We start from the raw sequence: 22,244 nt of genomic DNA, 5'->3' as shown, positions 1-22,244 counted from the left end.
GCAAGGAAATGAGCGCAATGAAACAGCATTTTTTGTACCGTCCCTTGGTGCTGCTGGCAGCGGCATGGCCGTCATTGGCGACGGCAGAAGACTGGCCCGCGCCGCTCCAGGCGCTGGAAATACAGGGGCTGACGATTCATGAGCGTTTCGAGGCGCCTGCCGGCCTCACCGGTTACGCCGCGAGTGTCCAGGGGCGTGAACTGGCCGCCTACGTTACCCAGGACGAGAAATATGCCCTCGTCGGGACGCTGGTCGATGCGCAAGGCAACGACCTGACCTCGGACCGGCTTTATGAGTTGGTCAAGAAGCCTCAGGATGCAGAACTATGGGAAAGCCTTGCTGATTCGGCCTGGATTGCCGATGGTGACGACGATGCCGAGCGAGTCATTTATACGTTCACTGATCCCAACTGCCCCTATTGCAAGAAATTCTGGGACCAGACTCGCCCTTGGGTCGAGGCCGGCAAGGTCCAGATGCGCCACATCATGGTCGGTATCCTCAAGCAAGACAGCCCCATCAAGGCCTTGTCGCTGCTGGCCGCCGATGATCCTGCCGAAGCACTGGCCGACCATCAGCGGGGCAACGAGATATCGACCTTCAAAAAGTATCCGCGTGATTACGAGGATGCCTTGGCCGAAAACCATCAACTGATGCAATCGCTGGGGTTGGGGGCGACCCCGAGCACGCTCTATCGTGATGATGGCAAACTGTCCGTGATGCAGGGCGTGCCGCCCGCTGACAAGCTGGAAACCATCATGGGCTCGCCGGCGCCCTGATCCATGGCAAACAGCCGGCCTGTCGGCCGGCTGCCCCATGAGGCGATGATCGCAGGGTGACTGGCTAGTCGCCTGAGCCCGGGTTGGCGCCGTAGTTGTCGTGATCACCAAGACGCTGGCCTCCGACGTCATCACCGTAGTAGCCGGAGTGCTGGTGGAAGGTGCGGTCAGTGGCTTCCAGGGATTCCATGCCCCGGCGACGCGGGTCCTGGGGGCGTTCGTGACTATTGATGAAGGCGGCAACATCCCAGGCGTCCTCGTCGCTCAGCGAGTAGGGCTTGCCCAAGGGCATGTTGGCCTTGATGAAAGCCGCTGCCGTATTGACCCGGTGCATGCCGGCCCCCCAGTTGTAGGCACCATCGCCCCACAGCGGTGGGAAGACCTGACGGTCGCCGACCTTCTGACCGGCGCCGTCCGAGCCATGGCAGACGGCACATTGCTCGGCATAGACCTGGGCCCCACGCTCTGGATCGTAGCCGCCCTGGGGCGTTTCCAGTTTGGCATAGCCACGACCGGGCATGGCCTGGTTGACGGGGGCGCCGGTGGCCAGCCAATGGAAGTAGGTTTCCAGCGCCACCAGCGATTCGCTACCGGTCTCGGGAGGAATACCATTCATGGAGTATGTGAAGCACCCCTGGATACGCTCTGCCAGGGTGTTCACCTTATCGTTCTTGCCCCGGTAGGCCGGGTACATGCCGAAGGCGGCCCACATGGGCGCCGAATTGGCCATGCGCCCGGCGTCCAGGTGACAGTTGCTGCAGTTCTGCTCGTTGAAGACATGGGTTCCGCGCAATTGCTGGGTATCGACAAAAAGGTCGCGTCCCTTGCGTACCATGTCGCCATATTGGTTATCGGGAATCGCGCTCTCCAGCGGTGGCTGGAAGACGGCGTCCCCGGAGGGGGCCGGAGGCAACGGCACCTGATAATCCCGTTCTGTCTGTGGGTCCTGTGCGCTGGCCGACAGGGTGACGTTGGCCAGCATGATGCCCATGGCCAGTCGAAACGACTTGGGTAGCTTCCTCATGGCGTCTCCTCCTGACCGGCAGCGGCGTTTGCAGACAGCTGTTCGGGCAATGTCGCGTAGTAGGCGGTAATCAGGCCGATCTGTTCTTCGCTGAGGCGTTCGGCGATGCCTTGCATCAGGCCATTGGGATCGTTGCTTCGGGTACCGTTGCGCCAGGCGTTGAGCTGGGCCGCCAGGTAACTGGCATGCTGGCCAGCCAGAGGGGGGAAGGTATCGCCTACGCCTTGGCCGTTGGGACCATGGCATTGGTTGCAGGCGGGAATGGTATTTTCCCAGTCGCCACGCTCGGCAAGCCATTCTGCCGTGTTCTCGGGTGCTGCCGCCTGATACGACGTCGGCAGGTTCACGTCTTCGCCTTCCAGGCTGGCGTAATACGCCGAGACTGCCTGGATATCCTCGTCAGTCAGCGCCAAGGCGAACGGTTGCATCATCGGATTCTGGCGTGTGCCATCTCGGTAGCTGCGTAATTGATGACTGAGATAGCCGGCTGGCAGGCCCGCCAACCGAGGAAATCCCCCGGCGGCATTGCCTTCGCCCTGTGGGCCATGGCAGCTCAGGCAGGCTATAGCCCCCTGGCCATTGCCCTGTTGGGCAATGGCCTGGCCTCGCTGAATGGCATCGGCCCATGCAGGTAGGCTGGCGCAGGCGCCCCAAATTACGAGCAGGCTGGATAATTGCCTGGTTCTTTTGTTCATCTCCGTGCTCCGGTCGTTGTCCTGTCATGGCTGGCAATGCCGCCCGGGACGTTTGTTGTCATTGATGGGGCGCGACGGGGGAGCCCCATGCCACGTCGGGCCGATCCGCCCGATGACGTGTGTCTTCCACCAAGGGAAACCAAAGCTGTGCCACGAGCCCATGGGGCGCGTTGTGCGTAAAGCTCAACCGGCCCGAGAAACGTTCGGCAATGGCTGAAACGATAGCCAGCCCCAGGCCGCTACCATGCCCTGTGCCGTGACGCCAGAAACGCTCGGCCAGCCTTGGCAAATCCTGATCACTGACTCCGGGACCCTGGTCCCTGATTTCGATGGCCAGGCCCGAGCCGGACTGGTTGAAGCACACTTGGACCGAGCCTGGGTCGGGGCTGAAACGATGTGCGTTCTCGAGCAAGTTACGCAGCGCCGTGACAACCAGTTCGTGAGGTGCCGGCAGATACAATGTCTCGTCAGGCCAGGTGATGGTGAACGTGACTTGTGCCTCTTCGCCCAGCATGAGAAGGGCGTCCATGGCAGCGCTTCGCGCCAGGCAATGGGTTTGCCAGGCATCGTCGAGTCCATTTTCCAGGCGAGCCAGCATCAGTAGTTGTTCCAGGGTGCCCTGCAGTCGGGAAACCCCTTTCTCTGCCTGGGTCAGGGCAAACCGTGACGCCTCGCCATGCTGGCGGCTGGCGACTTGCAGGTGGGTCTTGATGGCCGTCAGCGGGGTGCGAAGCTCATGGGCGGCATCATTGGTAAAGCGTTGTTCGCGTATGAAGGCCTGTTGCACGCGGCTCAGCAAGGCATTCAGTGTCGCGACCAGCGGGCGCAACTCGGCGGGCAGGTCCGGGATCTCGACCGGAGCCAGGGCCTCCGGGTGGCGCTGGGCCAGGGCCTGCTTAAGTCGCGAGAGGGGCCGTAGCCCGCGTAGAGTACCCAGCCACAGTGCTGCCAGGCTGCCGGTCAAGGCAAACAGGAAAGGGACGGTGGTGGCCATCATCACATCGGTCAGCAGGAGGTTACGTTCCTCGACACGGTCGGCTGTGGTGATGGTCAGGTCGTCGTGCTGATAGGTAAAGATTCGCCACTTCACGCCATCTTCGGTGCGATAACTGTGGCCGGTCTGGCGAGGGGTGAGTACGCCATCCAGATCGGTATGTGTCTGGGCGATGACTTCACCGCTCGGGGAGTTGACCTGACAGGCGAGTCCCTTGATCGCGGGTATGGACAGTCGGTGGTGTTCGGCTTGTTGCCAGACCTCATCAGGTAACTGCGAGACCAGACCGGCTACCATGCGTGCCGACTGTGCCAGACGTTGATCCAGGGTGTGTTCGACCTGCTGGTGCAGATCACGCAGCAGCCAGACCGCGGTCAACCCCCAGAGCAGGGTCAGGGTCAGTCCCAGCGTCCAGAGCAGGCGGGTACGAAGGCTCATTCCTTGGGCCTCGACGACGCCTGGGACACGTCGACTGCCTCCGGGCTGCCCAGGCGGTAACCAAGCCCTCGGACGGTCTCGATAATGCCTTTACCCAGTTTTCTGCGCAGATGGAAGATGTGCACGTTCAAGGCGTTGCTTTCGACATCGTCGCTCAACCCGTACATGCGGTCCTTGAGTTGGTCCGTGGTCAGGAGCGCCGTCGGTGACTGCAGGAACGCTTCCAGCAGGGTGGTTTCTCGCCGCTGAAGCATGACGAGTCGGCCTGACACGGTGATTTCTCGCGTCAACGGATCGAAGTTCAGTGGGCCATGGGTAATCCGGGGATGTGCACGGCCGGCTGCGCGGCGAATCAAGGCATGCAGCCGTGCCACCAGCTCATCCAGTTCGAACGGCTTGAGCAGGTAGTCGTCAGCACCGCCCTGCAAGCCTGCGACCCGGTCATGCAGCGCGTCACGTGCTGTCAGTACCAGGATGGGTGTGTCGAGATTGGATTCACGCCACTCCCTGACCAAAGTCATTCCGTCGCCATCGGGCAGGCCGAGATCGAGTACCACGGCGTCGCAGGACGACACCTTCATGGCGTGGCGTCCGTCTGCCAGGCTCATGGCCAAGTCCACCACGAAGTCATGAGCTTCAAGCCCCGCCTGGATTCCTGAAGCCACGAGAGCGTCGTCTTCGATCAGCAGAACGTGCATGCAAGAATCCCCTTTGAAGGACTGGATTGTCCCAACTGGACATTAAGTGAGAATTAACCGAGCCCGACTCGAGCAGCGCGTTGGATACGACATTAGGTGTAGTAAGGCGTTGGCTGGGCTGGGTTAGCCGTGCCTGGGCAGAAAGCGACTCATGAGCTATCGGAAAAGTGACGCGCCGTGCCAGGATCATGCTTGCTGGGGTCGGGGCTGCTCAGTGCCGATGCTCTCGCGCCATGCAAGGCTCGCCAGGCATCGAAGGTGCTCAGGAAGACGTCGCCACTGAGGTGGTCGAGAAAGTCCGTCTTGCGTAACCGGTCCATGACCGGTCCCTTGACCTCGCTGAGGTGGAGCTGCACTCCGGCGCCCTCCAGGCGGGTATTGATCGCTTCCAGGCTGTCGAGCGCCGAAGTGTCGATCAGATTGACGGCCTGGCAGGCCAGTACCAGATGACGCAATTCAGGCTGGCTGGCCACCAGGCCCAGAACGATATCTTCCAGGTAGCGGGAGTTGGCGAAATACAAGCTTTCGTCGACGCGCAGGATCGTCAACTGATCGTCGGTCTCGACACGGTGGCGATCGACATTGCGAAAATGCTCGCTATCGGGAACGCGGCCAATCAGGGCCACATGCGGCCGACTGGTCCGGTACAGGTGAATGACCAGCGACAGGCCGACCCCGGCCAGAATGCCGCTCTCCACGCCGTAGACCAGGGTCACCAGGATGGTTGCCATCATGGCGGCAAAATCACTGCGGGAGTAGGCCCAGGTCTGGGCGATGGCACGCAGATCGATGAGCGAGACGACGGCCACGATGATCGTCGCCGCCAGCGTGGCCAGGGGCAGATAGGCGATCAATGGCGTCAGGGTCAGGCTGGCCAGGGCGATGCCCATGGCCGTGAAGGCGCCGGCGGCCGGCGTTTCGGCACCGGCATCGAAATTGACGACCGAGCGCGAGAATCCCCCAGTCACCGGCATGCCGCCGGTCATCGCCGCGGCCAGGTTGGAGCCTCCCAGGCCGATGAGTTCCTGGTCGGGGTCGATGCGCTGGCGGCGCTTTGCTGCCAGAGTCTGGCCGACCGATACCGACTCGACGAAACCCACCATGCTGATCAGTAGCGCACCGACGAACAGCTCCCGCCACAAGCCGATGTCCAGGCTGGGCATGGTGAGTGGCGGCAGACTGGCGGGGATGGTTCCGACGACGGAGACGCCTTGCTGGTCGAGTTTCAGGCCCCAGGTCAGCCCGATCGTGACGGCCACGGCCAGGATCGGGGCTGCCTTGGCCAGCAGATCGGCCGCTCGAGGAGCAAGGCCCAGCATGATCAGTCCGGGTTTGAGCCAGCGCCTGGCGACAAGGAGAAATACGAGTGTGCCCAGTCCGAGCAGCAGGGTCGGCCAGTGGGTCGCCTGCCAATGGCTGAAAAGACCCTCCGCCAGTGTCAGCAATGTATGACCGGAGGTCTCGATGCCCAGCAGATGCTTGAGCTGACTGAGCACGATGATCAGGGCCGAGGCCGTCACGAAGCCCGAGATGACAGGATGGCTCAGGAAATTGGCGAGCAGGCCCAGGCGGACAATGCCCATCAGGACCAGAATGATCCCTGACATCGACGCCAGCACCAGTACGGCACTCTGATAATCGGCACCCCCTTGGCCTGCCACTTGGCCTGCGATAGTGGCAGTCATCAGCGAGATGACCGCCACTGGCCCCACCGACAGCGTGCGGCTGGTGCCAAAAATGGCATAGACCAGTAGCGGCATGATGCTGGCATAAAGCCCGATCTGGGCGGGAAGGCCCGCCAGCATGGCATAGGCCAGTGACTGCGGAATCAGCAGAACCGTCACGATCAGCGCTGCCACCAGATCATTGGCCAGGGTGTCCCGACCATACTCGGGCAGCCATTGAGTGATCGGCAACATGCGGCGCAAGCGGGCCATAGCGTTCATTACTCTCGATCACCCGGCTGGCTTGCCTGTTGCGCCAGTTGCTCACGCAACGGTGTCAGGTCGTAGCCAGCGGCCTGGGCATTATCGATGAGCTGTGCCAGTGGCCAGCTAGGCGCTTGTGAAAAGGCCCAGAGATGGGCAACGCGCTTGCCGGTACGACAGAAGCCGAGAATGGGTTTGGGCGCGTCGTCGAGCACCTTGGCAAAGCGGTCGATGTCGGCCTGGGAGTAGTTGCCCGGCTCGACCGGTATCTCGTGCCAGTGCATGCCCAGGGATTCCGCCCTGGCCTTGAGGGCGGCGGGATCCGGCTGGTCCTCGCTTTCCCCGCGCGGGCGATTGGAAATGATCGTGCGAAATCCCTGGGCGGCGAGTTGATCGAGTTCCTCGAGCCGGGGCTGTGCCGTGACGCTCAAGCAATCGTCGAGAGGTTGAATATCCATGATGATCTCCTCGTTGGTGGTCAGGCGCGTGCGTCGTCCCACGCGGCACCGGGCAAGGCATCGAGCGGAATTTTCAAGTACCGTCTTCCGTTCTCCTCGGGTTCCGGCAGCGCGCCGCCGCGAATATTGATCTGCAGGGAAGGCAGGATCAGCTTCGGCATGGGCAGACTGGCATCCCGCTCATTGCGCATGGCGACATAACCTTCCTGGGTTTGCCCATTGCAAAGGTGGATGTTGGTCTCACGCTGGCTGCGTACGGTGCTTTCCCACTCCGGCTCGCGGTCGCCCGGCATGTAGTCGTGGCCCGTGAACAGCCGGGTATCGTCCGGAAGTGCCAGGATGGCCTGGATGGAATCCCACAGCTTGTGGGCATTGCCCCCGGGAAAGTCGGCGCGTGCCGTCCCGCCGTCAGGCTGGAACAGGGTGTCGTGAACGAAGGCGGCATCGCCAATGACATAGGTGATCGAGGCCAGCGTGTGACCCGGCGAGAACATCACGTGGCCATCTATCTCCCCCACGCGAAACGTGTCCCCCTCGCTGAACAGCGTGTCCCATTGCCGGCCATCGGCAGGAAAATCAGGCCAGTGGTAAAGCTCCTTCCATAGCGCCTGGACCTTCGTGACATAACTGCCGATGGCAGTAGGGGCGCCGGTCTTCTCTTTTAGATACTGCGCTGCCGAGAAATGATCGGCATGCGGATGGGTATCGAGAATCCACTCCACCTCGAGTCCCTGGCTGGCGACGTAGTCCAGTAGCTCGTCGGCATGGTGTGTCGCGGTAGCCCCGGACTTCTCGTCGAAGTCCAGCACGGGGTCGATGATCGCGCAGCGACGTGTCGCAGGATCGCTCACCACGTACTGGACGCTGGACGTACGTGGATCGTAGAAGCCGGCGACATCCGGCCTGCCCGATGAGTGACGGAAGGTTTGCATAGAATGCTCCGGTCTCATGAATTTGGTTACTAGAATAGTCCAAAAAGCTATAAGACAAGCCGCCTTCACGCAAGCCGTGACTCCCGGCTAGAGTTTTGTCATGTCGACGCACGAATGATGCAGGCGAAGCCGATGGCAGGGCGAAATGGTCGAAGAGGTTTACAGCGGCGGATTATCGCGAGAAGGGAGGCTAGAACGAATTAAGCCCGGCCTTATGAAGGCCGGGCTCGTGACGCGTGTAGCGTCGGCATCCTTGCATGGCATCACAAGCGTCCTGCTCGTGCATCCTTGGTTCATCGAGCGTCCTGCTCGGGTTCCCTGACAGCCTTCCTGGCTCTCGGCAGGTAATTTTACGTATTTTTTGTAAGGAAAAGCTAACCCAGGTTGTGTTCCCCTGTAGGCGGAAACTACATTCTTTGTAAGAAATAGACTACAGGGAAGGCGTTGTCCGTTGGCTCATAGGCAATGCTCAAACATGTATTGGTGATAGACAGGGAATACACATGCTCATTCTGACGCGTCGTGTCGGTGAGACCCTGATGATTGGCGACGACATCAGCGTCACTGTACTTGGAGTTAAAGGCAATCAGGTCCGTATCGGCATCAATGCACCCAAGGACGTCGGGGTGCACCGCGAGGAAATTTATCGGCGTATCCGGCAGGAACTGGAAGGAAGCGACAATGCACTAGAGGCGGCCGAGTCGAAGGGTAGTCTGGCCGTGAAATGAGTGAAAGGATGCCGCTCAAGGGCAGCGGCATCCGTCCTTTCGTCCTTTAGATGGGACATTCCTGGCTGAGCTGCATGGCTTCGGCGTAGATGGGTTGTGCCTCTTTACCGGCCTCTTGCAGATAACTGTCTATCGTCGTGCGAAGTACGGGCCCCCACTGCGGATCTTCCAATGGCCCTTCCACAGCCAGAAACTCGTGGCCGGCATCGACAGCTTCCTGGCGTCCCTGCTCGATGAGCTTGTCGTACACGGCGGCCGCCTTCATGGACCACTCCATGCCGCTGTGTTCATCGATGATCTTTTTCAGGTGTTCGGGCAGTTCCTCGTAACGCTCCTGGTTCATGGTTGCGACCAAGGACAGGTCATAGAGTGGCACTTCGGTGTGGTAACGAGTCTGTTCGTTGAGGCGGAACGTCTTCATGGCTTCCCAGTTGAAGCTCAGGCCGTCGAGTACACCGCGTTGCATCGAGGTGAATACGTCCGGTGCCGGCATGCCCACGGCTTGCGCTCCGAGACGGGTCATCATGTCGCCGACCACCGAGGTTGGCCGGCGCATCCTCATCCCGGCCATGTCCTCGGGGGCTTCGATCAGCTTTTGCTTGGTGTGCAGGTAGCCGGGACCGGTGGTGAACATGAACAAGACATGTGAGTCCTCATATTCCTTATCGAGTGTCCCCTGATCGTAAAGCGATTGCAGGATGCATGAGCCCTGCTTGCTGCTATGCGATATCCCAGGCAGTTCGATGACCTGCGTCAGCGGGAAGCGACCCGAGTTGTAGCCCTGGGCCGTCGAGCCGATGTCGGCGATACCTTCGACAGCGCTCTGGTAGGTCTGGTCGGATTTCGCCAGGGTCTGACCGGGAAAGACCTGAACCTCGAGTTCACCATTCGAGGCCTCTTCGACGCTGTTGGCCCAGGCCTGGAACAGCTCCTTGTCGATCATCGAGCCACCGGGCCAGACATGCGCCACGCGCAGCACTTCGCTGGCTTGCGAAAGGGCGGGTGTCGTCGCCAGGGCCAGGCCGATCGCCAGACCGAGTGTTGTCGTTCTCTTCATCATGTCGTCGTCTCTTGTGTTGTTGTGATTTGGCGTACTGCAGGAAGCCGGTCTGCCGAAGGGGCTCGGCAAGCCGGTGATACTAGAGATCCAGAACCAGCGTCTTGCTCTTGGCACGGGAACAACAGGGAGTGAACTGGTCGTTGGCGGCGTGTTCCGCGTCGTCCAGATAGAGGTCCCTGTGATCCGGCTCGCCCTCGAGAACCCGGGTCAGGCAGGTGCCGCACACACCCTGCTCGCAGGAAACCATGATCTCGACCCCGTTCTCACTGAGCACCTCGTACACGGTCTTGTCCTTGGGCACCATGAAGGAGGCGCCGCTGCTGGCGATCTTGACCTCGAAGCTCTCGTCGTCCTCGCTGTTCTGGACCGCGCCGGTGAAGTATTCGGTGTGTAGCTGGGAAGCCGGCCAGCCTTGGGCCTTGAAGCTCGAAAGTACGTGGTCGATGAAGCCGGCCGGGCCACACACGTACACATGGGTACGATCGTCGGGCGCAGCAGCCAGCGAGGGAACGTCCAGTCTGGGGGCGTCGGGCTGATCGTCGTGATAGAAGTGCACATGCCTGGCGTAGTCGCCTTGCTGGATGCGTTCGATGAACGCCATGCGTTCCCGGGATCGGGCGCAGTAATGCATCTCGAAATCAGCGTGGGTATGCGCCAACCGCTCGGCCATGCACAGAATCGGCGTCACCCCGATGCCACCGGCGAAAAGCAGGCTGCGCGGCGAAGATTCCAGCGGAAAATGGTTCTTGGGCGCGCTGATCTGCAGCAAATCACCTTCATGAACCTCATCGTGCATGGCCGTCGAACCGCCTCGCGACGCTGGCTCGCGGAGGACGGCGATGTGATAGCGGTCGCGTTCCTCGGGGTGGTTGCACAAGGAGTATTGGCGGACCAGGCCCTCCTTGATCCGGACATCGATATGCGCCCCTGCGCTGAATGCAGGCAGGGGACGGCCGTGAGGGTCGGCCAGTTCGAAACCGACAATGTCCTCGGCTTCTTGAGTCTTCTTGGTTACTCGTACAAATAGAGAAAGCGTGCTGTTGCTCATCGCTCGAATCCTGTCCGGCGCCCGGCCGGGCCGTGGTCTGTCACGGACGGCACAAGACTGCGCCATCCGCCATCGATAAAGGACTTAACTGGCCTCTGCGGTGTCGGCCGGTGGTGCCGCTTCTTCCTTGAGCAGGCGGTCGATGATGCGGCGTGCCTGGACGCCCCCCCCATCGATATTGAGCTTGAGCAACTGGCGATCGGGGTACTTGAGCAGGTTCTTCTGCTGGGACTCGAGCATCTCCAGGTCTTCGGCGAAGATCTGGCCCTGGCCTTCGCGGATGCGGTCGGTGAGGGCCTGGTCCTGCGGATTGAAGTTGCGTGCCATGCCCCAGAAATACCAGATCGAGGTCTCGGTTTCGGGGGTGATGAAGTCGACCACGATACTCGAGGCCTTGAATTCGGCCGGCGCGTCGTACCCGCCCTTGCCGGCATGGGCGACACCGACTTCAATCAGCACGTGGCTGGGCGGGGTGAAGCGGCAGATCTGCCAGCGATCCACCGGCACGTCGTCGGCCAGGTTGTTGCCACGCAGGGCCGCCTGCCAGAAGGGCGGGGCAGGAATGTTTTCCATGTGGCGACTGGTGATGACTTCCTCGCCGTTGACCTTGGTGTCCGGCGCCGCTTCCTCGATCTCGGGCTGGCCGATGCTCGAGGCATGCACGTAGGTCTCGTGGGTCAGATCCATCAGATTGTCGATCATCAGGCGATAATCGCACTGGATATGATAGAGCCCGCCGCCATAGGCCCAGTCGGGGCTGTTTGCCCAATGCAGTTCAGGAATCTTGTCGTGATCGGCCAGCTCTGCATCGCCGGTCCACACCCAGATGAAACCGTGACGCTCAACGACCGGATAGGCGCGAATGCTGGGGAAGCCGCGCACACGCTGGCCGGGCATGCTGGAACACTTGCCATCACAGCCCATTTCCAGACCGTGATAGCCGCAGACCAACTGGCCGTCGCGCACGAAGCCCAGCGATAATGGCGCTCCGCGGTGGGGGCAGAAGTCCTCGACCGCGGCGACCTTGCCTTGTTCGGCACGGAAGAACACGATCTGTTCATTGCAGATGGTACGGCCTAACGGCTTGCCATCGATCTCGTCAGGAGTGCAGGCGACGTACCAGGTATTCTTGGGAAACATGGCGATATCCTCATCGGCAGGTAGTTTGTTTGTCGTTATTGGATCCAAAGTTAAGCTTCGAGGAGGTTTTTTGGTCAAGTTATGCTTTAGTTGGATCCAGAATGTTTGCAAGGCTTACTCTTCCGGATAGTGCAGGAAAAACAGGTGACTAAGAGCAATACGAGTGTCGTGGCGAGTCTGCGAAAACTGATCAGCGAAGGACGCTACCCGCCGGGTGAGCGCATCGCCGAGTTGCATGTAGCCGAACACCTTGGCGTGTCACGTACCCCCGTGAGGCTGGCATTTCGCACCCTGGAGCAGGAGGGACTGCTTCAGCGTGCCGGTAAACGGGGATATCAGGTACGTGAGTTCACCGAAACCGATGTGCTTTGCGCGCTTGAAGTGCGCGGTGTGCTCGAGGGGCTTGCCGCCCGACGCCTGGCCGAGCAGGGCCTGACGGAGGACGTCAGGACGTGTCTGGCAAAGTGCATCGAGGATGGACACGAACTGCTGGCCAAAGGCTATCTGGAAAGAGAGGATGTGACGCGCTGGAGCGAGATCAACGAGACTTTCCACGTCACGATCGTCGAATCCACCGGCAGCCTGGTGATCGCCGATGCCATCGGACGTAATAATCATCTGCCGTTCGCTTCGGCGGATTCGATCATCATCGATACCGAGGCGCTGGACCGCGAATACCGCAAGCTGTATTTCGCCCAGTTGCAGCACCAGACGGTGTTCCAGGCGCTGTGCCACGGAGAAAGTGCACGTGCCGAAATGCTGATGCGTGAACATGCCTACATCGGGATGCGCTATGGCGAGCTGCTCAATCTGGATCCCAACGGGGCGTCAGCGACTTGAAACAGGATTCATTGGATCCCGTAAGCGTCATTGCCGCTGGCGAAAGGTCTTGGGCGAGTCGCCGGTATGGCGCTTGAAAAAGCGCGTGAAGTAGGCGGGCTCGGAGAAGCCGAGCGCGTCCGAGACCTGGCTGATGGTCATGTTGGTGTAGGTCAGCAGACGCTTGGCTTCGAGCAGCAGGCGTTCGTGCAGCAATTGCAGGGCGCTGCGTCCGGCCAGGCGCCGGCACAAGGTGTTGAGATGGGCACTGGTCACGCCCAGGCGAGAGGCCAGCGATTCGATGGTGGGCTGCTCGGCGTAATGCGCATCGATCAGGGCCTGGAAGCGCTGCAGGTGGTCCTGACCCTTGTCATGGCGGCGAGCGAGCATCGGCCGACGGCGCTCGGCGCGCCGAGCGGCCTGCACGGCCAGGGCCTGGACCAGCGCATGCAGTAGCGGGTCGCGGCCGTCGGCAGGGCGGCGGTACTCGGTGTCGATCTGCCGGACCAGCGTGGCCATTGCCTCCGCCTCAGGCTGGTCGGCCAGTGGATAGTGAGCGGCCCGACCCAGCACGTCACCCATCTGGCCAAGCTGTTCGCTCAGGTAACCGGCCAGTGGTTGGGCGAGCGTGATGATGTGGCCGTCGATGTCTCTGGCGAAATGAAATCCATGAATGGTCATGGCTGGCACGACGATGAGCAAAGGGCCGGTCAGGTGCCGGTCCGTCCCTTCCAGATGCAACGTCACCTCTCCATCGCGAATGTGCAGCAGGTGCAGCAGATCGGCATGGCGATGAGTGCGGATATGCCAATCATGTAACCGGCTGCGCTCGGCAATCGATTCGCAGTGAAGCAGGTCGGGCGTGGGCCAGTGGCGAGTCTCGCCGTACAGCTTGAAGACAGGGACCGTCGCATGCCGCGTTTCCATGGCGCCTCCGCAATGCCTGTTGCGCCAGAATGGCGAGCGTAGACCAAAGTCGTGTGCCTATCTTGGATATGTCCAAGTATGTCTGGAAATTTTGCCTTATTCGGGAATGTTTATCGATGAAAAATACAAGTCATCGATGGATGCCTACCTGACGAGGCGTTCCAGGCAAGACCGAGGACATGATTATGAAAACCCAAGTGGCCATCATTGGCGCCGGCCCCTCCGGCCTGTTGCTGGGGCAACTCCTGCACCGGCGGGGCATCGACAACGTGATTCTCGAGCGGCGCTCCGGCGAGTACGTGCTTAGCCGCATTCGCGCCGGCGTGCTGGAGCAGGGCATGGTCGACCTGCTGCGCGAGGCTGGCGTCGACCGGCGCATGGACGAGGAGGGCATCCCCCACGACGGGTTCGAGCTGGCCTTCGACAACCGTCGCGTGCGCGTCGACCTCGAAGGGCTTACCGGCGGCAAGACTGTGATGGTCTACGGTCAGACCGAGGTTACCCGCGATCTGATGGAGGCCCGCGAGGCGGTCGGTGCCACGACCATCTACGAGGCCGAGAACGTCCAGCCGCATGATCTCGACACCGATCATCCCTACCTCACCTTCGAGAAGGACGGCGAGATCTGTCGTCTGGACTGCGACTACGTGGCCGGGTGCGACGGCTATCATGGCGTGGCGCGTCGCTCGATTCCCGAGGACCGTATCAAGACCTTCGAGCGCGTCTATCCGTTCGGCTGGCTGGGCATTCTCTCCGACACGCCGCCGGTTTCCGACGAGTTGATCTATGCCAACCACGAGCGTGGTTTCGCCCTGTGCAGCATGCGCTCGAAGACCCGCAGCCGCTACTACGTGCAGGTGCCGGAGGACGAGAAGGTCGAGGACTGGTCCGACGAGCGCTTCTGGGACGAACTCAAGGCACGTCTGCCCGATGACGTTGCCGGCAAGCTGGTCACCGGTCCCTCCATCGAGAAGAGCATCGCGCCGTTGCGCAGCTTCGTGGCCGAGCCCATGCAATACGGGCGCCTGTTTCTGGTCGGCGATGCGGCACACATCGTGCCGCCGACCGGCGCCAAGGGGCTCAACCTGGCGGCCAGCGACGTCAATACGCTCTATCGCCTGATGGTCAAGGTCTACCAGGAAGGGCGTACCGACCTGATCGCACGCTATTCCGAGGTATGCCTGCGGCGCGTCTGGAAAGCCGAGCGCTTCTCGTGGTGGATGACCACCAATCTTCACAAGTTCTCCGATGGCGAGGACTTCGAGCGGCGCATCCAGCAGGCCGAACTCGACTACTACACCAGTTCACAGGCTGGCCTGACCACCATCGCCGAGAATTACGTGGGCCTGCCCTACGAGTCGCTGGACTGAATCAAGAACACACTGCCCTGACAGTGTCCTCCTTGGCCCGCCAGGCTTCAGCCCGGCGGGTCTTTCTTTGTTATGGCCCGCGAGTCGTTCGAGCGTCGCTCGGTCGGGTAAGATGGAACGGTTGATATTGCCAAGGAGCCGAGATGACGTCATCCACCACTGCCGGGCCGGTCAATACCGCAATCCATCAGGCACTTGCCGAGTCATGAACGATCGCGTCACACCGTTTCAGCTGTTCATCCTGGTGCTGTCCTTCTACGTGCTCGGCGCGCTGGTGGCCGACACGTTCTTCAATCTGCCCGCTGAAGTGTCGCAGTTGCTCTATTACATGGACGTGATCGTCTGTGTGTTCTTCTTCATCGATTTTTGCATTCGCTTCCGTGCCGCCGATGACAAGTGGCGCTTCATGCGCTGGGGGTGGATCGACTTGCTGGCGAGTATCCCCGCAGGGCTGCTGCTCGGGGCGCGTGCGTTTCGCGTGGTGCAGGTCATCCGCCTGCTGCGCGCCCTGAAGTCGATGGAAATGATCTGGCGGCTGCTGTTTCGCAATCGCGCCAAGGGCCTGTTCGCCTCGGCAGCGACCATGACGATGCTGCTGGTGGCCTTCGGCGCGATCACCATGTTGATCGTCGAGAGTCCTAACCCCGAGAGCCCGATTAACACCGCCGAGGAGGCGTTGTGGTGGGCCATCGTCACGGTCACTACTGTCGGCTACGGAGACTATTATCCGATTACCACCCAAGGGCGCATCGTGGCGGTGCTGCTGATGATCGGCGGTGTCGGGCTGTTCGGCAGTTTTGCCGCCTATGTCAGTTCGCTGTTCGTGGCCGACGAGGGAGAAAAGGAGTCGCGTCAGCATCGCGCCGATCGCGAGATGGTCAGGCATTTGAATCGTCAGGTGGGACTGCTGACCGAGGAAGTGCGTGCGTTGCGCGCCGAACTGGCCGAGCAGCGTCATTCGGGCGAGTGGGAGGGCGGCAGGCGGCTCAACGAGACAAAATCGGATGCCGGGGAACGACGCTAAGTTCGGATGTTAGGACAAGACTATTAGGCTTATCGTGACAATACATTGGCTGAATCGTTTAGTGGACGTATACAGTAGGTGCGTCTGGAGGCCAACCAGACGGGTAATGCTGGCATCTTTCCGAGATGCTTCTAGCTCCACCCCTACCTCGACCCGCGTACCCCCTACGCGGGTTTTTTTATGCCGCTACTCGGGTTGGCCTCGTCTTGCCGCGCTCTGTCATCATGGCTTGCGGTCAGGACGTACTTCGTAATCGCCCTCCAGCACCTGGTGCGATGTATCGAAGGGGCGCTTATGGCGTCGATAGCTGCCACCACTGATATCCTGAGCCTGTTGGGCTCGGAAAGCCTCGACCTGCTTTTTCATGCGATGACGCACGAGCGGCAACATCAGCCAGCCGACCAGCAGGAAGAACAGGCCAAGCAAGGTACCGACAATCATCATTGCGCCGAACATCAGCCAGGTCAGGAACAGCCGAGGGCCGCTCATCGTGCGGGATGGGCGCGCCTGGCGCGCCCGTTCCTGCCACTGGCGTGCCGCCTGCCAGGCGGCGTTGTACTGGCGATCATTGCGTTGATCAGTCATGGTCCACTCCGATGACCGAAAAGTCGCTACGGTTCATGCGTATCTCGACTTCCCGGGCCTGTGTGTCGTAGCCCTCGATTTCGAGGTGCCCATTGTCATCGACATCCAACTGACCGAATCGTTGCAGCCCGGCCTCGCGGGCACTGGCCAGTGCCTGGCGAAGCTCGTCGCCGCTCAGGCTCCAGTCGGGAATCTGGCTCTTGCTCTGCTCTTCGTGGACCAGCTCACCGCTTGATGCCAGCATGTCCACGTCCAGGTGCCAGCCATCGTCACGCCAGCCCTCGATCTCGACCCGCTCGCCGTCGTCCAGCGATATTTCCTCGTACTGGGTGAAGCCGTACTGGCTGGCGCGCTCGAGAAGGCGGTCGAGCTGGCTATCGCTCAGGCTGCCGTCGTCGGCCATGGCAGTGGTGGCCAGGCCGCCGCTGAGTGCTGCGGGAATCACGAGCCAATGCAAGCGTTTCATAATCAACCTCCTGTGTCATTCGATGCCGGATGTCGCGTCCGGTAAGACTGTTGTACGCCGGGTTACCTTGCCGGGACCTGAAAGCGTCGTTCATCTTGCGTTCATGCTCGGCCTCTCCGACGCAGGGCCAGTCTGCCGCGACTCACCTGACGCCAAGTTGAATGCAGCGTTCATGGTGCATTCATGTCGCGTTTGCCAAGATAGCGACATGAAACGCATGCTTATGATTGCTGTTGCCCTGGTATCGGTGGTCGGCGCGGTTGCTGGCTGGGAACCGCTGGCCCGGGCCGACGATGACGACTGGCGGGACCTGCACGATCAGGTGCAGGCCGGACGGCTGGTCTCGCTGCCCAGCGTGCTCGACTGGCTGGAGGCCCGCTATGAGGGCACGGTATTGGAAACCGAACTCGAACGCGACGATGGTCGGGCGATCTACGAGATCGAGATGCTTGGCCCGCAAGGGCAGATGGTCGAGTTCGAGTTCGATGCCAGCAACGGCGAGCTGCTGGGAATCGAAGGCGTAAACATCGAGGGTATGCGGCGGTAATGAAGATCCTGCTTGTGGAAGACGATCATGCGCTCTCGACGGCGCTGAGCGAGGCGCTGCGCGATGCGGGGCTGCTGGTCGAGACAAGCGCCAGCGGCAGCGAGGCGGATTTTCTGGTGCGCACGGAGCGCTACGACGCGGTGATTCTCGATCTGGGCTTGCCTGATGGTGACGGGACCCGCTGGCTGGCGCAGTGGCGCGACGATGCCATCGACGTGCCGGTGCTGGTACTGACCGCCCGTGAACGCTGGTCGGACAAGGCAGCGGGCTTTTCCGCCGGTGCCGATGACTACGTCACCAAACCCTTCGAGACTGCCGAGGTACTGTTCCGCCTACGCGCCCTGGTGCGCCGCAGTCATGGCCATGCGCACCCGGTATTGAGTTGCGGCGACCTGGCCTACGACACGCATACCGGCAGTGTGACCCTGGCCGGCCGGCCCATCACGCTGACTGCCCAGGAGTCGCGCCTGCTGGCCTATCTCATGCATGCCGCGCCACGCATCGTCAGCCGCACCGAATTGTCCGAGCACGTCTACGATCGCGACCATGAGCCGGACTCCAATGTCATTGACGTACAGATCAGCCGCTTGCGGCGCAAGCTCGGTAGCGGGCATATCGAGACGCTGCGCGGTCAGGGCTATCGCGTGACGGCGGCCGAGACGACCTCGTGAAGGCGCGTTTGCGTGCCCTGGCCGCACGCCCGGCCGGCTGGTCGCTGGGCAAGCGCCTGCTCGCCGTGGCATTGATGCTGGTGCTGATCGTGCTGCCGCTGGCCGGGGCTGGCCTGGCCTACAACTTCCGTGCCGCGGTGACGGCATCGTTCGATCAGCGCCTTGCCTCACTATTGCATGTCCTGCTGGCCGAGTTGGAGATCGATCCTGCCAATCGTCAGTTGCAGTTGCCGGTCTCGTTGGGCGAAGCGCGCTTCGACCGGGTGTTCTCGGGTTGGTACTGGCAGGTCACCGATGGACATGGCACCGCGCGGGTATCGCGTTCGCTGTGGGATCAGCGCCTGCCGGTGACCGAGGCCGAGGGGATGACGCTGCGCAACCTGATCGGACCGCGCGGCGAGCCGCTGCGTGTGATCGAGCGCGACGTGCGCCTGCCTGGGCATCCCTACCCCCTGCATGTCAGTGTGGCCGCCTCGCGCGAGGAACTCGAGGCCGAAGTGGCGCATTTCCAGTGGCTGCTGACGTTGTCGCTGGTGGCGCTGGCCGGCTTGCTGCTCGGCGGGCTGGCTATCCAGATTCGCTGGGGCCTGGCGCCGCTGCGCCGCCTGCTTGCCAACCTCGAAGCGGTCGAGGCGGGGCAGGCCGAGCGCCTGGATCCCCGGTTGCCAGGCGAACTGAGCGACCTGGCCAGTGCCATGAACGAAGTGCTCGAACGTGATCGCCGCCTGATCGAACGTGGACGCGCGGCGGCCGGTAATCTGGCGCATGCACTCAAGACACCGATCAGCGTGCTGCACACCGTCGCCGACCGGCTGCCCGAGGCGCAGCGTGAACAGGTCCGCCAGGAAGTGACACGTCTTGACGAGGCGGTGCGTCACCATCTGGCACGCGCCTCGGCGGCCAGCGGCGCGACCCTGGCCGGGCGGATGAATATCGGCGAGGTCATCGCCCCGGTGGTCGAGGGGCTGGCGCGCCTGGCTCAGCGGCGTGGCATCGTGCTGCAGCGGCATATCGACCCGGCGCTCAGCGTGCGCATGGATCCTCAGGACCTTCAGGAACTGGTCGGCAATCTCCTCGACAATGCCTTGCGCTGGGCCGATCGCCGAGTGGTACTGGAGGTCGTCGGTGAGCCGGAGGGCGTCGGGCTGCATATCGAAGATGATGGGCCCGGCATGACGCCCGAGCAGCGCGAGGCGGCACTGGCGCGTGGGGCACGGCTCGACGAGCGGCGCTCGGGCTCAGGCCTGGGTCTGGCCATCGTCGAGGAACTGGTCACGCTCTATGGCGGCCGGCTGACGCTCGAGCGTGCTCGGCTGGGCGGCCTGGCGGCGCGTGTCTGGCTACCGGGAGGAACTCTGGTGTCGCACCCCTCCCGGCAACTTTCCTCGGCGGATGGCTAATTGTGCCGTCAAGGCCGGGCTGCGATGATGCCTACCTGATGAAGATGACGGGTAATGTGCCATGGACAAGTACGAGCTCAAGCTGGACCAGGCGGCGCGCGCGGCCTGGCTCTCCTATGTCGGCGGGCGCACTCAGGACGAGATTGCCAGCCAGTTAGGCGTGTCGCGGCCGGGCGTGCAGCGCCTGCTGGCGCTGGCCAGGCAGGAGGGGCTGGTCAAGGTGCATATCGACCATCCACTGGCCAATTGCATGGCCATGGCGGATGCACTGGTCTCGCGCTTCGGGCTGGACTTCTGCGACGTGGTGCCTTCCGACCCCGAGCGCAGTGACAACAGCTCCGCGTACCTGGCGCTGGCCGGGGCGGAGCGTCTGCTGCGCTACGTCGACCGCGCCGAGCCGCTGACCCTGTCGCTGGGTACGGGACGAGCGATACGCGCCACGGTAGAGTCGCTGAGCCGCATGGAACGGCCCCAACACCGTTTCGTCTCGCTGGTCGGTAACGTCGCCCGAGACGGCTCGGCCAACCGCTACGACGGGGTGATGGTGCTGGCCGACAAGACCGATGCCGAGCGTTTTTTGCTGCCGGCCCCCGTGGTCGCCGGGTCAGTGAGCGAGAAGCAGGCGCTGCTCGCCCAGCCCCTGGTCCAGGCCGTGACTCAAGTGGCCATGGAGGCGGAAGCCGGCTTCATCGGTATCGGGCGCATCGACCCGCAGGCGACGCTGTTTCAGGATCATTTCATCAGCGAGGCGGAACTCAAGGAGCTGCTCGAGGCCGGCGCCGTCGGCGAGCTGCTGGGCTGGCCGCTGAGCGCCGACGGCGAACTGGTCGATTGCCCCATTACCCACCGGGTCACCAGCCTGCCGCTGGATATGCTTGCGGATCAGGCGTTGATCGGGCTGGCTGGCGGGCGCGATAAGGGACCGGCCATCCTCGCGGCGCTGCGTGGCGGCTGGCTGCAGGGATTGATCACCGACGAACAGGCGGCGCGCTTCATCATCGAGCAGGGCGTCTAGCGTTAGGCCAAAGTCTAAGCGTGACGGGTTTGCTTTTTTTGGGGGCGTAACTGATCATTTGAATTGCCATTGAGTAGATTGATCAAAAATAAACCCAACAATCTCCTTCAAGGAGCCAGCCATGCGGTTACGTCACGCCATCCCGCTTGCCGGGGCGACGGCCCTGGTGTCCGTCGCTGCCAGTGCGGAGACCATTACCGTGGCCACGGTCAACAACAACGACATGGTCATCATGCAGAGCCTGACCGATCAATTCGAGAAGGCGCATCCGGATATTACCCTGGACTGGGTGGTGCTCGAAGAGAATGTGCTGCGTCAGCGCATGACCACTGATATCGCCACCCAGGGCGGCCAGTTCGACGTGATGACCATCGGGACCTACGAGGTACCGATCTGGGCCGAACGCGGCTGGCTGACGCCGCTCGCCGACCTGCCCGAGAGCTATCAGGTCAATGACCTGCTCAAGCCGGTCCGCGATGGCCTGAGCTACGACGGCACCCTGTATGCGCTGCCGTTCTACGCCGAAAGCTCGATGATGTACTACAACAAGGCGCTGTTCGAGAAAGCCGGTATCGAGATGAGCGAGCAGCCCACCTGGCAGGAAGTGCAAGATTGGGCCAGCCAGATCCACGATCCCCAGAACGACGTCTATGGTATCTGCCTGCGCGGCAAGCCGGGCTGGGGCGAGAACATGGCCTTCGTCTCGACCCTGGTGAATACCTATGGCGGGCGCTGGTTCGACATGGACTGGAATCCCCAGCTCGACTCCCAGGCCTGGCAGGACGCCGTGTCGTTCTACGTCGACCTGCTAAACAACTACGGGCCGCCGGGGGCCAGCTCCAACGGCTTCAACGAGAACCTGGCGCTGTTTTCACGCGGCAACTGCGGTATGTGGGTCGATGCCACCTCGGCTGCCGGCAAACTCTACAACCCCAACGAATCCGATGTCGCCGACCAGCTAGGCTTTGCGCCGGCACCGGTCGCCGAAACCCCCAAGGGCTCGCACTGGCTGTGGTCCTGGGCGCTGGCGATTCCCGCCACCTCTGACGCCAAGGATGCCGCCGAAACCTTCATCACCTGGGCAACCTCGCAGGATTACATCGAGCTGGTTGGTGAGACCAAGGGCTGGACCAGCGTACCGCCGGGTACCCGCGAATCCACCTACGAAAACGAGAACTACCAGCAGGCCGCGCCGTTCGCCGACTTCGTGCTCAATGCCATTCGCGAGGCCGATCCCACCGACTCGACCCAGGAGCCTGTTCCTTACGTGGGCGTGCAGTTCGTGGGCATTCCCGAGTTCCAGGCCATCGGCACCCAGGTGGGCCAGATGATCGCCGCGGCCCTGACCGGCGACATGTCGGTGGAGCAGGCGCTGAGCTCGGCGCAGCGTTCGACCGAGCGCACCATGCAACGTGCAGGCTATCCCAAGTAATCCGTCGCTGACGGCTCGGCATGCTGTTTTCTCGCCGAGCCGACACCTCAGACAGGCCGGGGCCTGCCC

At 62.0% G+C, this 22,244-nt stretch carries 23 protein-coding genes; 10 read left to right on the top strand and 13 right to left on the bottom strand.

Features of this window, described 5'->3' with window-relative positions:
* Positions 1 to 17 precede the first annotated feature (17 nt).
* Positions 18 to 776, top strand: a complete 759-nt coding sequence (gene dsbG / locus BM194_RS03430) for a thiol:disulfide interchange protein DsbG (RefSeq protein ID WP_092843649.1) — start codon at positions 18 to 20, stop codon at positions 774 to 776.
* Between the two features lie 64 nt (positions 777 to 840).
* Here dsbG and BM194_RS03425 read toward each other — a convergent pair whose 3' ends face one another.
* From BM194_RS03425 to BM194_RS03395, 7 genes are all read right to left on the bottom strand, one after another.
* Positions 841 to 1,800 (bottom strand): c-type cytochrome, encoded by a 960-nt coding sequence (locus tag BM194_RS03425; RefSeq protein ID WP_218155350.1) that lies wholly within the window; start codon positions 1,798 to 1,800, stop codon positions 841 to 843.
* Entirely contained in the window at positions 1,797 to 2,495 is a 699-nt protein-coding gene (locus tag BM194_RS03420) for a c-type cytochrome (RefSeq protein ID WP_092843647.1), read from the bottom strand. The genes BM194_RS03425 and BM194_RS03420 overlap by 4 nt, the downstream gene beginning before the upstream one ends.
* A 58-nt stretch (positions 2,496 to 2,553) precedes the next feature.
* Positions 2,554 to 3,927, bottom strand: a complete 1,374-nt coding sequence (locus BM194_RS03415) for an ATP-binding protein (RefSeq protein WP_092843645.1) — start codon at positions 3,925 to 3,927, stop codon at positions 2,554 to 2,556.
* Positions 3,924 to 4,625, bottom strand: coding sequence for a response regulator (locus tag BM194_RS03410; protein ID WP_092843643.1), 702 nt, complete (start codon positions 4,623 to 4,625; stop codon positions 3,924 to 3,926). The genes BM194_RS03415 and BM194_RS03410 overlap by 4 nt, the downstream gene beginning before the upstream one ends.
* Positions 4,626 to 4,774: 149 nt before the next feature.
* Positions 4,775 to 6,562: a SulP family inorganic anion transporter gene (locus tag BM194_RS03405; protein WP_092843641.1), complete on the bottom strand. Its 1,788-nt coding sequence runs from the start codon at positions 6,560 to 6,562 to the stop codon at positions 4,775 to 4,777.
* Positions 6,563 to 6,570: 8 nt separating this feature from the next.
* Entirely contained in the window at positions 6,571 to 7,011 is a 441-nt protein-coding gene (locus BM194_RS03400) for a protein tyrosine phosphatase family protein (protein WP_092843721.1), read from the bottom strand.
* A 20-nt stretch (positions 7,012 to 7,031) separates the two neighbouring features.
* Positions 7,032 to 7,943 (bottom strand): MBL fold metallo-hydrolase, encoded by a 912-nt coding sequence (locus BM194_RS03395; protein WP_092843639.1) that lies wholly within the window; start codon positions 7,941 to 7,943, stop codon positions 7,032 to 7,034.
* Between the two features lie 503 nt (positions 7,944 to 8,446).
* Between BM194_RS03395 and csrA the strand changes: the two genes are divergently transcribed.
* Complete coding sequence (gene csrA, locus BM194_RS03390; RefSeq protein ID WP_092843637.1) at positions 8,447 to 8,671, top strand: carbon storage regulator CsrA; 225 nt, start codon at positions 8,447 to 8,449, stop codon at positions 8,669 to 8,671.
* A 46-nt stretch (positions 8,672 to 8,717) separates the two neighbouring features.
* Here the strand turns inward: csrA and BM194_RS03385 are convergent, their stop codons facing one another.
* The 3 genes from BM194_RS03385 to BM194_RS03375 all read right to left on the bottom strand — a co-directional run bounded on the left by BM194_RS03385 (position 8,718) and on the right by BM194_RS03375 (position 11,919).
* Complete coding sequence (locus BM194_RS03385) at positions 8,718 to 9,728, bottom strand: TRAP transporter substrate-binding protein (RefSeq protein ID WP_092843719.1); 1,011 nt, start codon at positions 9,726 to 9,728, stop codon at positions 8,718 to 8,720.
* Positions 9,729 to 9,810: 82 nt separating this feature from the next.
* Positions 9,811 to 10,779 (bottom strand): PDR/VanB family oxidoreductase, encoded by a 969-nt coding sequence (locus BM194_RS03380; RefSeq protein WP_092843635.1) that lies wholly within the window; start codon positions 10,777 to 10,779, stop codon positions 9,811 to 9,813.
* 84 nt (positions 10,780 to 10,863) lie between these two features.
* Positions 10,864 to 11,919 (bottom strand): aromatic ring-hydroxylating dioxygenase subunit alpha, encoded by a 1,056-nt coding sequence (locus BM194_RS03375; protein ID WP_092843633.1) that lies wholly within the window; start codon positions 11,917 to 11,919, stop codon positions 10,864 to 10,866.
* Between the two features lie 144 nt (positions 11,920 to 12,063).
* Between BM194_RS03375 and BM194_RS03370 the strand changes: the two genes are divergently transcribed.
* Positions 12,064 to 12,759, top strand: a complete 696-nt coding sequence (locus BM194_RS03370) for a GntR family transcriptional regulator (RefSeq protein WP_092843631.1) — start codon at positions 12,064 to 12,066, stop codon at positions 12,757 to 12,759.
* A 27-nt stretch (positions 12,760 to 12,786) separates the two neighbouring features.
* On the opposite strand, the gene BM194_RS03365 is transcribed toward BM194_RS03370, so the two are convergent.
* Complete coding sequence (locus tag BM194_RS03365) at positions 12,787 to 13,665, bottom strand: helix-turn-helix domain-containing protein (RefSeq protein WP_092843629.1); 879 nt, start codon at positions 13,663 to 13,665, stop codon at positions 12,787 to 12,789.
* Between the two features lie 185 nt (positions 13,666 to 13,850).
* Here BM194_RS03365 and pobA point away from each other — a divergent pair, with 185 nt between their 5' ends.
* Both pobA and BM194_RS03355 read left to right on the top strand, forming a co-directional pair.
* Positions 13,851 to 15,035, top strand: a complete 1,185-nt coding sequence (pobA, locus tag BM194_RS03360; RefSeq protein WP_092843627.1) for a 4-hydroxybenzoate 3-monooxygenase — start codon at positions 13,851 to 13,853, stop codon at positions 15,033 to 15,035.
* A gap of 205 nt (positions 15,036 to 15,240) precedes the next feature.
* Entirely contained in the window at positions 15,241 to 16,059 is an 819-nt protein-coding gene (locus BM194_RS03355; RefSeq protein ID WP_092843625.1) for an ion transporter, read from the top strand.
* A 222-nt stretch (positions 16,060 to 16,281) separates the two neighbouring features.
* Here BM194_RS03355 and BM194_RS03350 read toward each other — a convergent pair whose 3' ends face one another.
* Both BM194_RS03350 and BM194_RS03345 read right to left on the bottom strand, forming a co-directional pair.
* Positions 16,282 to 16,644, bottom strand: a complete 363-nt coding sequence (locus BM194_RS03350) for a hypothetical protein (protein WP_092843623.1) — start codon at positions 16,642 to 16,644, stop codon at positions 16,282 to 16,284.
* On the bottom strand, positions 16,637 to 17,110 hold the full coding sequence (locus BM194_RS03345) for a PepSY domain-containing protein (RefSeq protein WP_092843621.1): 474 nt from the start codon (positions 17,108 to 17,110) through the stop codon (positions 16,637 to 16,639). Before BM194_RS03345 ends, BM194_RS03350 begins: the two co-directional genes overlap by 8 nt.
* 208 nt (positions 17,111 to 17,318) lie before the next feature.
* Between BM194_RS03345 and BM194_RS03340 the strand changes: the two genes are divergently transcribed.
* The 5 genes from BM194_RS03340 (at position 17,319) to BM194_RS03320 (ending at position 22,175) form a co-directional block, all read left to right on the top strand.
* Complete coding sequence (locus BM194_RS03340; protein ID WP_092843619.1) at positions 17,319 to 17,657, top strand: PepSY domain-containing protein; 339 nt, start codon at positions 17,319 to 17,321, stop codon at positions 17,655 to 17,657.
* A complete protein-coding gene (locus BM194_RS03335) occupies positions 17,657 to 18,328 on the top strand; it encodes a response regulator transcription factor (protein WP_092843617.1) in 672 nt (223 codons plus the stop codon). The genes BM194_RS03340 and BM194_RS03335 overlap by 1 nt, the downstream gene beginning before the upstream one ends.
* Entirely contained in the window at positions 18,325 to 19,728 is a 1,404-nt protein-coding gene (locus tag BM194_RS03330) for a sensor histidine kinase (protein WP_244890862.1), read from the top strand. The genes BM194_RS03335 and BM194_RS03330 overlap by 4 nt, the downstream gene beginning before the upstream one ends.
* A 61-nt stretch (positions 19,729 to 19,789) precedes the next feature.
* Positions 19,790 to 20,743 carry a sugar-binding transcriptional regulator gene (locus BM194_RS03325; RefSeq protein ID WP_092843615.1) on the top strand — a complete coding sequence of 318 codons (954 nt, stop codon included), beginning with the start codon at positions 19,790 to 19,792 and terminating at the stop codon, positions 20,741 to 20,743.
* Positions 20,744 to 20,864: 121 nt separating this feature from the next.
* The gene (locus BM194_RS03320; RefSeq protein WP_092843613.1) at positions 20,865 to 22,175 is read left to right on the top strand and encodes an ABC transporter substrate-binding protein; all 1,311 of its coding nucleotides are present in this window, start codon (positions 20,865 to 20,867) and stop codon (positions 22,173 to 22,175) included.
* The last annotated feature ends 69 nt before the right edge of the window (positions 22,176 to 22,244 follow it).

The sequence above is a fragment of the Modicisalibacter xianhensis genome (assembly GCF_900113605.1).
GTDB classification, from domain to species: domain Bacteria; phylum Pseudomonadota; class Gammaproteobacteria; order Pseudomonadales; family Halomonadaceae; genus Modicisalibacter; species Modicisalibacter xianhensis.
Note: the sequence above shows the minus strand (reverse complement) of the source record. Positions and strands in the feature narration are given on the sequence as shown.

Excerpts from the sequence above, each read along its gene's own strand:
- dsbG (WP_092843649.1), top strand. The coding sequence starts at position 18 with ATGAAACAGCATTTTTTGTACCGTCCCTTGGTGCTGCTGGCAGCGGCA.
- BM194_RS03425 (WP_218155350.1), bottom strand. The coding sequence starts at position 1,800 with ATGAGGAAGCTACCCAAGTCGTTTCGACTGGCCATGGGCATCATGCTG.
- BM194_RS03420 (WP_092843647.1), bottom strand. The coding sequence starts at position 2,495 with ATGAACAAAAGAACCAGGCAATTATCCAGCCTGCTCGTAATTTGGGGC.
- BM194_RS03415 (WP_092843645.1), bottom strand. The coding sequence starts at position 3,927 with ATGAGCCTTCGTACCCGCCTGCTCTGGACGCTGGGACTGACCCTGACC.
- BM194_RS03410 (WP_092843643.1), bottom strand. The coding sequence starts at position 4,625 with ATGCACGTTCTGCTGATCGAAGACGACGCTCTCGTGGCTTCAGGAATC.
- BM194_RS03405 (WP_092843641.1), bottom strand. The coding sequence starts at position 6,562 with ATGGCCCGCTTGCGCCGCATGTTGCCGATCACTCAATGGCTGCCCGAG.
- BM194_RS03400 (WP_092843721.1), bottom strand. The coding sequence starts at position 7,011 with ATGGATATTCAACCTCTCGACGATTGCTTGAGCGTCACGGCACAGCCC.
- BM194_RS03395 (WP_092843639.1), bottom strand. The coding sequence starts at position 7,943 with ATGCAAACCTTCCGTCACTCATCGGGCAGGCCGGATGTCGCCGGCTTC.
- csrA (WP_092843637.1), top strand. The coding sequence starts at position 8,447 with ATGCTCATTCTGACGCGTCGTGTCGGTGAGACCCTGATGATTGGCGAC.
- BM194_RS03385 (WP_092843719.1), bottom strand. The coding sequence starts at position 9,728 with ATGAAGAGAACGACAACACTCGGTCTGGCGATCGGCCTGGCCCTGGCG.
- BM194_RS03380 (WP_092843635.1), bottom strand. The coding sequence starts at position 10,779 with ATGAGCAACAGCACGCTTTCTCTATTTGTACGAGTAACCAAGAAGACT.
- BM194_RS03375 (WP_092843633.1), bottom strand. The coding sequence starts at position 11,919 with ATGTTTCCCAAGAATACCTGGTACGTCGCCTGCACTCCTGACGAGATC.
- BM194_RS03365 (WP_092843629.1), bottom strand. The coding sequence starts at position 13,665 with ATGGAAACGCGGCATGCGACGGTCCCTGTCTTCAAGCTGTACGGCGAG.
- pobA (WP_092843627.1), top strand. The coding sequence starts at position 13,851 with ATGAAAACCCAAGTGGCCATCATTGGCGCCGGCCCCTCCGGCCTGTTG.
- BM194_RS03355 (WP_092843625.1), top strand. The coding sequence starts at position 15,241 with ATGAACGATCGCGTCACACCGTTTCAGCTGTTCATCCTGGTGCTGTCC.
- BM194_RS03350 (WP_092843623.1), bottom strand. The coding sequence starts at position 16,644 with ATGACTGATCAACGCAATGATCGCCAGTACAACGCCGCCTGGCAGGCG.
- BM194_RS03345 (WP_092843621.1), bottom strand. The coding sequence starts at position 17,110 with ATGAAACGCTTGCATTGGCTCGTGATTCCCGCAGCACTCAGCGGCGGC.
- BM194_RS03340 (WP_092843619.1), top strand. The coding sequence starts at position 17,319 with ATGAAACGCATGCTTATGATTGCTGTTGCCCTGGTATCGGTGGTCGGC.
- BM194_RS03335 (WP_092843617.1), top strand. The coding sequence starts at position 17,657 with ATGAAGATCCTGCTTGTGGAAGACGATCATGCGCTCTCGACGGCGCTG.
- BM194_RS03325 (WP_092843615.1), top strand. The coding sequence starts at position 19,790 with ATGGACAAGTACGAGCTCAAGCTGGACCAGGCGGCGCGCGCGGCCTGG.
- BM194_RS03320 (WP_092843613.1), top strand. The coding sequence starts at position 20,865 with ATGCGGTTACGTCACGCCATCCCGCTTGCCGGGGCGACGGCCCTGGTG.